Raw genomic sequence first — 9329 nt, forward strand, 5'->3', positions numbered from 1 at the left:
TTGACACTCAAGCATCATACAAGAGGGCTTTTTTGTTTTCAAGTCCCCGAAAATCCTTCTAACAGGAATGCTCCGGTAATAAAGGATCTTGAAGATTTAACGAATCAATTAGAACAACAATTAATCAAGGATCGTCAACGAGTTCATTATAAAAAAGAAGTAATGATTGATGAACTGTGGCAGCGCGAGCAAAAGCAATTAATCAAATTACCTGAAAAACCGTATCCGGTATTTAAACAGTTTTTAATCAAGTTTAATAAATATAATGAATTCAAACTTGATGGGCATTTGATTCATGTGCCAAGAGCAAGAAACTACGTCCAGCTTTCTTGTGTGACCTACTGGGATTCGTATAAAGTCATCACAAATGACGGAGAAATTTTATTATCTGATGCCCGACCTTATATGAGAAAACGTCGTTTTATTCCATGGAAGGAAATCTTAAAAGATTGGTTGAAAAAACCACGTGTTGTAGGGCATTCCCGTTACTCAATCTATCTGCCAACGCGCATTAAAGAGTATTTAACAGTTCCTTCACTTGCGTTAAGAAAACAACGGATTAATGAATTACTGACACTGTTACTTACACATGATATGAATGGTATTGATCAAAATTTTTATAATTATATTGGCCGTGAGGCTGAAGAAACTGAACATCCTTACGGTGTTAATTGGACAGAATATGATGCCTTATCCCCAAAAGGGACGGAGGTGTTAAATCATGAATGAAGATATTTTAACACTCTGTAAGCAATTGAGATTAGCATATGTAGCAGAAGCAATTAAAGAAGTGCCTTTTACTGAGCCGGAAGAATATCTGTATCAAGTTTTATTAAAAGAGCAGCTTGGCAGAGAACAAGCAAAAATAGCACGTAACTTGAAACAAGCTCGTTTCATTGATACAAAAACGCTAGAAAGCTACCAGTGGCATAAAGATATTTGTTTTCCTAGCCATTTAACGAAAGATGAGTTAGAACAGCTAGATTTTATTCGAAGAAAAGAGAACGTCATTTTAGTTGGCGCACCTGGAACAGGTAAAACACATTTAGCTTCTGCCCTTGGCCGAAAGGCTTGTGAGCATGGATTTGAAGTACGTTTTTATCGTGTATCGCATTTAGTTGAGGAGCTAGAGCAAGCCCTAAATACGGGGAAATTGAAGCAGTTTAGAAGTAAATTAGAGAAAGTTGATTTAATGATTTTAGATGAAATGGGTTATTTGCCTTTCGGCAAAGAAGGAGCAGAATTACTGTTTCAAATTATTTCAGAGTTCTATGAACAAAAGAGCTTAATTATCACTTCAAATTTAGAATTTAGTCAGTGGAACCGCATTTTCTCGGATTCACGTTTAACGGCAGCTCTGGTGGATCGTTTGATTCATCACGCCCACATTATTTCCTACACGGGCCAGAGCTTCCGTTTAACAAATGCATTGTCGAGAAAATAGGGAAATTATCGGGTGGCAACACTCTGTATTTTTCGTTGCAATTCTCTGCACTTTTCTCTTGCAAAATACATCATGCTTGATGAGATTAATTTGGTCGATATTTTTACGTGCCTTTAAATGGGCTTTCATACGATTTTTGAAATAAACCGTTTCACCGATATAAGCCTCTTTGTTACCGTTCAATACGTAAATAACAGGATAATTTAAATATTGCTCTGCGTTATTTATCTGGTTGATGCTATCTTGTTTGAATGCCCAAGATAGGATTTCGATTGCTGACATTTAATCACCTACTCATTATTTCTACGGTCTTCTCCTATGGTAAAAAGCAATTCTAAATATCATCTTAATGATAACAAAGTAACGTGAAACTATTCCATTATAGAAGTAATATGTGAATGAAATATCTCAGTCTTAAATGAATTAATAGTCCAAAACATAGATTAACTATATAATATCCTTCACCATAATCAATTAATTAATCGATTATTTTTTATTTTTACAAAAAATCGATACAAGTGCTTATTCCCGATAGTAGAGACTTTATAGCGCAAATTTAGGAGTGTCATACCATTTACAACCTGCACAAGAATGGGGTAAGTGAAGAATGCATTATTATTAAATAATGTTGGTAATTAATTTCTATCAATTACAAAATTAATGCAAATTTTTATATAAATTTATAATAGTTAACTTGAATAATTTACCATATAATTAAATAGAAAATACATGAATGGAGGAATTTTATTTCACATCGTTTCATACCGCAAAAGGGCTAGAATTTGATTACGTATTTATTGCCGATTTAGTAGACCCTTCACAAGCCGAAAAACTTGGCAATGAATTTGATTGGAATGTTGAACGACGTCTACTTTATGTAGCAATAACACGTGCGTAAGCATCTTTGAGTTTATTCACTTTCGATGAAAATGCAAAACTCATTACTGAATTTGATTCTAATCTATTTGAAAAATCTATATCTAATTTTGAAATGTATACTTGTTATTTTACATGTGAATAACAGCTAAGATACATACGTATAACTGCACATGGACATTTCTCACGTAAGGGTCAGCTATATTCAACAGTTTACGAACTTTATGAATGAGTCAGATGAACCTCATGAATTAGAAGAATAAATATATAAGAGTTGCTCTAGAGCAACTCTGCTATTTCTAAATTATTTAAAACTTCTATATCATCAATTATTTTTTCGATATGTCCTATTATCCTAGATGAATGCCCTTCACCATGTTGCGTATACGAAGTGAAAACTTGTGGTATTCTGGTGAATATCTCGAATATTACTTTTTTAAATAAAAAGCTAGGTTTAGAAAATTAATTCCAAACCTAACTTTCATAAATTCAACTCCAAATATATTTCATTAAATATCCAGCAATTACACCAAATATAACACTTAACATGGTCCCAATTAAATAGTATTCTGCAAAGCTTTTATCATCGAATTGTTTAAACCTTGTTAAAGCTTTCATAGCAACTAAGAAACCTATTCCACCCAAATTATTACTTAAACAGAATATTAAGATTAAATTCCGTTCTAAAATTCCTATCCACATTCCTGCTTTTGGTGGAGAATCCTTTATCATAATTATCTTTTTATTCAACTTTACATCTTCATTTTGGAGCATTTTATAAGCATTAATTTCATCATCAATATCATTAAAATTAAGACTTTGATAACTTAGATTTAGATTAGTTGATTTAAAATTACCCTCTAATACTGTTTCAACCACCTTATTGGATGGTTTGAATTCTTTAAGGATTAAACCTATTAGATATCCCCAAAAATATGTATTAATTAATACTATTATCATTGAGCAGATTATTTGAGCTGTGAGACTCAAATCTAGATTATTTTTAGACTCAATAGCAACAAAAATCTGTCTCAAATTTATCGAACCATCCATTAGTAACAACTTAACTACTATATATATTGTTACGAGATGAATTATTTGGTCTGTGATATATAATAGAGCCATTTTCAGATTTTTTATATAGCTATTAATATTATTTACATCAGTGTTTACTCTTTCATTTAACATTTCTTTTATAAGATCTGTTATGAAATGTATTAAACATATAAGAATAATTGTTATCAATAATAAGAAATCATATTGTATTAAACTTAAGTATAACGATATTCCAATTAAGACTAAATAAGTGAATAAATGAATAGTAATATGCTTAATCACTACCCCAATATCCTTTGATTTATTTTTTACCATATTTGCAGTTTGAAAGGGAAAATCTGCTATAAAATGCCCCAAAATGAGTATTAAAGTTACCATTTATTCCTCCTTAGATTAGACTGCTTTAATTTCTCTCGAATAGATTTTTCTAGTTCAGTGTAGCTAAAACTATTGATTAATACTATATCCGTATCTTTATTATCTAATTCGCAATGTAATTGTCTTTCTATATATTCAATTGATTTATATAAGGCATTAGCTGTCTCTAATATAATTTCAACATTCCCACCTATATAATGTTCTGAAATTGTTGATGTTGATTTATTAATTACTAAAGCTACTTCTTTTTGTGAATGATATAAACTGTACAAACCGAGAATTTCCCTTTGTCTAGGTGTTTGTTGTAATATAATTAAACTTTGCAAATCTAAAAATGCATTGATTAAGCCCCTATCTTGTTTTGAAAAATAGCTAAAAGGATTAAATTCCATTATTTTTTTTCGATTTTTATTATTTTTAATTATGTTATTAGCATCTTTGGCATCTTTCACTAGCACATCGCTCCATGTATCTATATCCAATTCATTAAATTTTCTATCAATAAAACCACAAGAAATACCAAAGTAAGGCATATTCTTAGTGTAACTCCAATTATAAACAATATAATTAGCTATTAAAAAAGCACCTACAAACCCTTCTACTAAGCAAATTATTTCATCACCCTGACGATGTTTGACCAATAAAGGTGTTTTCGAATTTATCTTTCTTAAAGTATCTTGCCATTCGGTCAAATAAGCCTCTAAGTCACCTGGGAATCCCGTAGAATTTGTTACATCTAATATAAATAATGAAACAGGTTTTTTCATTTTAGCACCTACCTTTTAATATCTCTTAAAAAATTATACCACTAATCCGGCGAAATAACCGGATTATACATAAATCCGGTGAAATAACCGGATTCCATCTTAATCCGGATAGATAACCGGATTTATCAAATGGAGGAAAAGGCTTATATTTAACTATGTAAACAAATTTTAAATAGAAACTGAATAGATTTTTCCTGAAATTAAATTACAGTGAATAACATTATATGATTTAGACAAAACAAAAAACCCTTGATTCACAAGGGTTTTGACATTCATTGAAACTCAATGAAATATAAAAAGTGCCAAAACCCTTAATAATAAAGGATTTTGACACTCATTGAATTCCTATAAAATTCATTCTATGGAGACGGTGGGAGTCGAACTAACCGTCTCAAAGTACTGATATATCAATAGCTGCGGGGGCAATTAATTTTTTTGACTACGTTTTTGACTATAATTATATAATATAAGATTAACTAACTGAAACATCCAATTTTTTATTTCAAGCAAATATATAACATTTTGTCTCTAAATTTTTCTCTTACCTCTCCTACATTTTGTTCAATCATCTCAAGGTATCTGAAATAATAAGCTTTAATTTCTAATGTGAAATTTTTTACATCTACTAATATATACCCTTCTCTTCCACTTTTATCGAATTTAACCACATAATCTTTATCAAAAGTAAGTTTACTCTTACCTTTTGTTTGTGCAGAATGAAGTATCCCACATCTTATATCAGAATAAAACTTTTTTGCTAATTTTAAATTAAAAATATGTGGAAATTCTTCTTCAAGAAACTCCGAATAACGTTGTCTATTTCCACCTTTTGTTTCATCAGAACCATCTCTAAATTGTAGTAATGTCTCAATTAATAAACAATTTAATGCCATAATTATAAATCCATCTTCTAATAAAGATTTTCTATTAATTAATTCATCTATAACATTTAAATATCTTCCTTCTATACGGTTTCTAAAAATCTTGATTGCTTGATCCCAATTTTTATCCGAATTTAAATCAAGAGCTAATCCTAAAAAATGTTCCTTAGTGTGATCTATAGAAATTCTAGACTCTCCATTGAATTCCATAATTTCATTCCCTCCAAGATTTATTTTATATATTTTCAGAATAATATTTTTCTCTTAAATTTAAAGACTGAGTTTCTAAATTGTAATTAGAAAATTTATACAACATATATTTTGTTACGTGCTCTTCGTGAGTAGACAAAATAATTTGTTTGTTACTAAAATCATTCCTTAATAAATCTAAGAATGAAGAAATATTAATATCATCCATCGTTTGTAAAGGATCATCTATTAATAAAGTTGATAATCCTTTATTACCATATACTTTATTTATTGCAAGTGTAAGAGAAAGAGTAATAGCCGCCAATTGTCCTGAACTCATAAAATTAGATACATCATGGTCTTTTTCAGGATGTGTAATAAACCTTATACTTTTTGCTCCACTTTCTTTCATGAATATTCCTAATCCTGTAGGATGACTTTGGAGTATCTTACCTGAATAAATATAGAAAATTATTTCTATATCTTTTATTATTTTTTTCCAATATAGCTTAGTTTTATTTTTATATTCTTTAACTATATTATCTAAGTCTTTATATAGAAGATTGTATTTATTTATATATAGTTCAGACTCTTCTAATACATTTTGTAATTCCTTTTTCTTCTTAAGTACATCATTATAATAAGATGTTTTAATAAAGCTTATTTTATTATTAATTGCCCCTTCGTTACAGAATTTAACGGCAATCGAATCATTTAAGAAGTACCGATTAAATATTAAATCGTATTTTTCTATATCCAATACTATTGATTCACCATTAGTAACTTTATTATATTTACTTTTTAATATCTCGATGATTTTTTGATATTTAATTTCAAGTTCTTTTGGATTTAAATAGTCATCTGTTTTTTCAATGATCTGGTCTAATACTATAGAATTATGATTCAGCCACTTTTCAAATTCTCTAACATTATTAACGTTCCTTTGACCTTGAATAAACTGGTTATGATTATCACTACTAATAAGCAATTTATTTTGTTTATTAAAAAATAAGTTACCAGATTCAATAATATTTGTTATTTCTTCGGAATGTAGCTCTTCTAAACTTTTGTTAATAGTATTAGAAACATCATCTAATAAACTTTGTAAAAAACTTCTTTTTTGTTCAATTGCACCAATAAGATTGTCAACTGTTTCCCAATCATTACCACAAAGTGGGCAGTGCGAATCTATAATTTCTGGATGTATTGAATGTTTCTGTTTAAATTGTTCTACAAAATTACTCCTAATATTAAATAATTCTCTTAAACTATTAGAAGTTTGTGTTGAGCTTTCTTCCAATTTAATGAGTTCATTTATTTTTTCAGTTATTGTTATATAACCTTCTTCTGAAAGTAGTTGAGCCCCCGTCAAGTTACTTTCTAAAACTTTTTTGAAATCTATTTCTTTCCACTTTGTAATAAATGATGCCTTCTCTAAATCTTTAATAATTTTAAAAATCTCTACCTGCGATTCATATCGTAACTTCAGTTTTTCAATTCCGGAATTTTTTGAAGTAATAATAATATAATCTTGAATTAAGTTTGGCGATTCTATGTAATGATTTATTGACTTATTTAGTTTTACTGAATTATAATCTTCAAAATTTTTAATAAAGCATTTTATATCTTCTAAGTCTCTTAAATATTTTTCTAATTGTGTATTATCTTTTATATCTAAATCTTCTAAATCCCAGGGCTCACTGATAGTTAAATGTGGCAATAATTTAAGGTATTCTTTATTTCCTGTTTCAGTTTCAATACTTATATTCATTTTATCTATATCTGCATTTAAACTAGCTATTTTCTGAGTTAAATCTTCTTTCTTTGTTTTTACATAATTCCTTAAATTTGTATAATATTCTTCTTCTTGTTGTTCATCTTCAGTATTAAAAAGAGAAGCTAATTGTTCTAGTCTTTCATTTTCATTCATTTTTAACAATAATTTATTATCTTCTTGTTCAACGTAGTGAATTAAATTAAAAACTTCTTTTAAATTCGCTCCGAATTTCTTGACAATTTCATTATAATCTTGAATTAAAGTATCTCCAGATAAATTATCGTTAAAATCTGAAAGAATATGTGTTTTAAATATGTCAAAGTCATTCGGTAAGTTTTTTTCCGTACTATAATCTGCTTCAATTTTTTTAGCTAATGTGAATTGAGGTTCACCATGCTCATTAATAAATTCTACTTTTAATAGACTTTCTTCAGAATTATTGTTTTTTAACAACAAATCTTTATATCTATTCCTTGAATCTGCTTTTCTTATTCTTTTTAATTTATCTGTAAGTATTAGTTCAATTACATCAAATATAGAAGTTTTCCCAAAACCGTTTGGCCCATCTAATACAATTAAATTTTTACTGTCAATTTCTATTGGCTGCGATAAACTATTAAAAAGTTTAAAATTCTTTATATATATTCGGTTTATATATAAACTCATTTCACTTTCACTCCTTATATTCAACTAGATTGATTAATTCTTCTAATAATTCATCATTTATTTGATATTCCTCAGATATATCATCATTGGTCTTTTTATATTTAAATTTTATTTCATCTATTTTTTGTTTTTTAATATATAACTTCTTTTTTTCAAGGGCATCATCAATCATTGCTCTTAATGAATTTACTTGTTTATTTTCGACATTTAATCCAAGAACTGAAAGTTTTATAAAAATTCTTGAAACAAAACTATAAACTTTTTCACTATCCGGATTTATTTTGAAGTTTGCAAACAAATTTACATCACTTATTATTTCATTAAATACTTTTAATATGCCAGTTGTACTTATTTTTTCTGAATAGACATTTTTCATTTCATTAAATTCAGCATCTGAGTATTGTAGTATATATTTCCGGAAGTAATATGGATTTTCTTCAATATTGAAAATTATTTTCTCTGAAACATTTTTAGAATTTATAAGAATCAATATAGACGTATTCTTTTCAATGTTTGGATCTTCTCCAAAAAACTCTTTTAATAAATAGAAGTACCTCGACTGATTTTTTACTAAGTTATGTAATAATTTTTCATCTTCTAAAAACAAGATAAGATAATAAGTTTTTTTATTAGTATTCTGAATAAATAAACTTTCGTTAAGCAACTTATCATTAGTATCAACAAACGAAAAATCTTTTATTTTATATTCAATTTCATCAAAAACTTTCCTAATTAGTTCTTTAATGTCATTCATCTTTGTCTTCTCCTTTTAATCTACATTCATTTAAATCAATTAAGTGAATGTCTTTTATTGATAAAATATGAGATTTTTCATATTCTTTTGTAACTGTAACCTTATTAATGTAATCATTTAATGGCTTATTTATATTTCCTGTAATAATAAAATCCACTTTATAAAGTTCTTTATAAATCATATTATTTTCTAATATATTTATTGCAATTTCACTTATAGCCGCATCGATATGTGCATTTATTTGTTTTTGATAAAATGGAGAATCCTTTGGATCCGGTAATTGAATAGTGTGGGCAATTGTAGTAGCTAGATAGCTAGATTTATTCATATTAATAGAAAGATTTTCATCAGCAATACTTTCATGGAAATCAACTAAGGCCTGAAACCATGGATAACTCATAAAACGATATGAAACTAGTTCACCTAAATTTATAAAGTTCTCTTTAAAATCTAATACTATATGAGGATTTATTTTATGGCATAATAATAAAAATTCTTCTTCATCAAAATTTATATATACTCTTTTTATTAAATCTAATAC

Annotated in this window: 8 protein-coding genes and 2 pseudogenes; 3 read left to right on the forward strand and 7 right to left on the reverse strand. The window is 27.8% G+C overall.

Going from position 1 to position 9329, the window contains the following annotated elements; translation table 11 throughout:
* Together H9632_RS18405 and istB are read left to right on the forward strand one after the other, a co-directional pair.
* Positions 1 to 729 (forward strand): annotated as a pseudogene (locus H9632_RS18405) (IS21 family transposase); the annotation flags it as partial.
* On the forward strand, positions 722 to 1444 hold the full coding sequence (istB, locus tag H9632_RS18410) for an IS21-like element helper ATPase IstB (RefSeq protein ID WP_191705515.1): 723 nt from the start codon (positions 722 to 724) through the stop codon (positions 1442 to 1444). The pseudogene H9632_RS18405 and the gene istB, both read left to right, overlap by 8 nt.
* On the opposite strand, the gene H9632_RS18415 is transcribed toward istB, so the two are convergent.
* Positions 1418 to 1726, reverse strand: coding sequence for a GIY-YIG nuclease family protein (locus tag H9632_RS18415; protein WP_191705516.1), 309 nt, complete (start codon positions 1724 to 1726; stop codon positions 1418 to 1420). The two genes, istB and H9632_RS18415, sit on opposite strands and share 27 nt — an antisense overlap.
* Before the next feature lie 451 nt (positions 1727 to 2177).
* Here H9632_RS18415 and H9632_RS18420 point away from each other — a divergent pair, with 451 nt between their 5' ends.
* Positions 2178 to 2342, forward strand: coding sequence for a 3'-5' exonuclease (locus H9632_RS18420; RefSeq protein ID WP_191705517.1), 165 nt, complete (start codon positions 2178 to 2180; stop codon positions 2340 to 2342).
* 467 nt (positions 2343 to 2809) lie between these two features.
* On the opposite strand, the gene H9632_RS18425 is transcribed toward H9632_RS18420, so the two are convergent.
* From H9632_RS18425 to H9632_RS18450, 6 genes and pseudogenes are all read right to left on the reverse strand, one after another.
* Positions 2810 to 3754, reverse strand: coding sequence for a DUF3307 domain-containing protein (locus tag H9632_RS18425; protein ID WP_191705518.1), 945 nt, complete (start codon positions 3752 to 3754; stop codon positions 2810 to 2812).
* Positions 3748 to 4521, reverse strand: a complete 774-nt coding sequence (locus H9632_RS18430; RefSeq protein ID WP_191705519.1) for a hypothetical protein — start codon at positions 4519 to 4521, stop codon at positions 3748 to 3750. The genes H9632_RS18425 and H9632_RS18430 overlap by 7 nt, the downstream gene beginning before the upstream one ends.
* A 497-nt stretch (positions 4522 to 5018) precedes the next feature.
* Positions 5019 to 5612 carry a hypothetical protein gene (locus H9632_RS18435; protein ID WP_191705520.1) on the reverse strand — a complete coding sequence of 198 codons (594 nt, stop codon included), beginning with the start codon at positions 5610 to 5612 and terminating at the stop codon, positions 5019 to 5021.
* Between the two features lie 25 nt (positions 5613 to 5637).
* Positions 5638 to 8034: an AAA family ATPase gene (locus H9632_RS18440; protein ID WP_191705521.1), complete on the reverse strand. Its 2397-nt coding sequence runs from the start codon at positions 8032 to 8034 to the stop codon at positions 5638 to 5640.
* A 7-nt stretch (positions 8035 to 8041) separates the two neighbouring features.
* Positions 8042 to 8788 (reverse strand): ABC-three component system middle component 1, encoded by a 747-nt coding sequence (locus H9632_RS18445; protein WP_191705522.1) that lies wholly within the window; start codon positions 8786 to 8788, stop codon positions 8042 to 8044.
* Positions 8781 to 9329: pseudogene (locus H9632_RS18450) on the reverse strand (hypothetical protein); the annotation flags it as partial. The gene H9632_RS18445 and the pseudogene H9632_RS18450, both read right to left, overlap by 8 nt.

The sequence above is a fragment of the Solibacillus merdavium genome, assembly GCF_014836935.1.
Lineage (GTDB): Bacteria > Bacillota > Bacilli > Bacillales_A > Planococcaceae > Solibacillus > Solibacillus ferritrahens.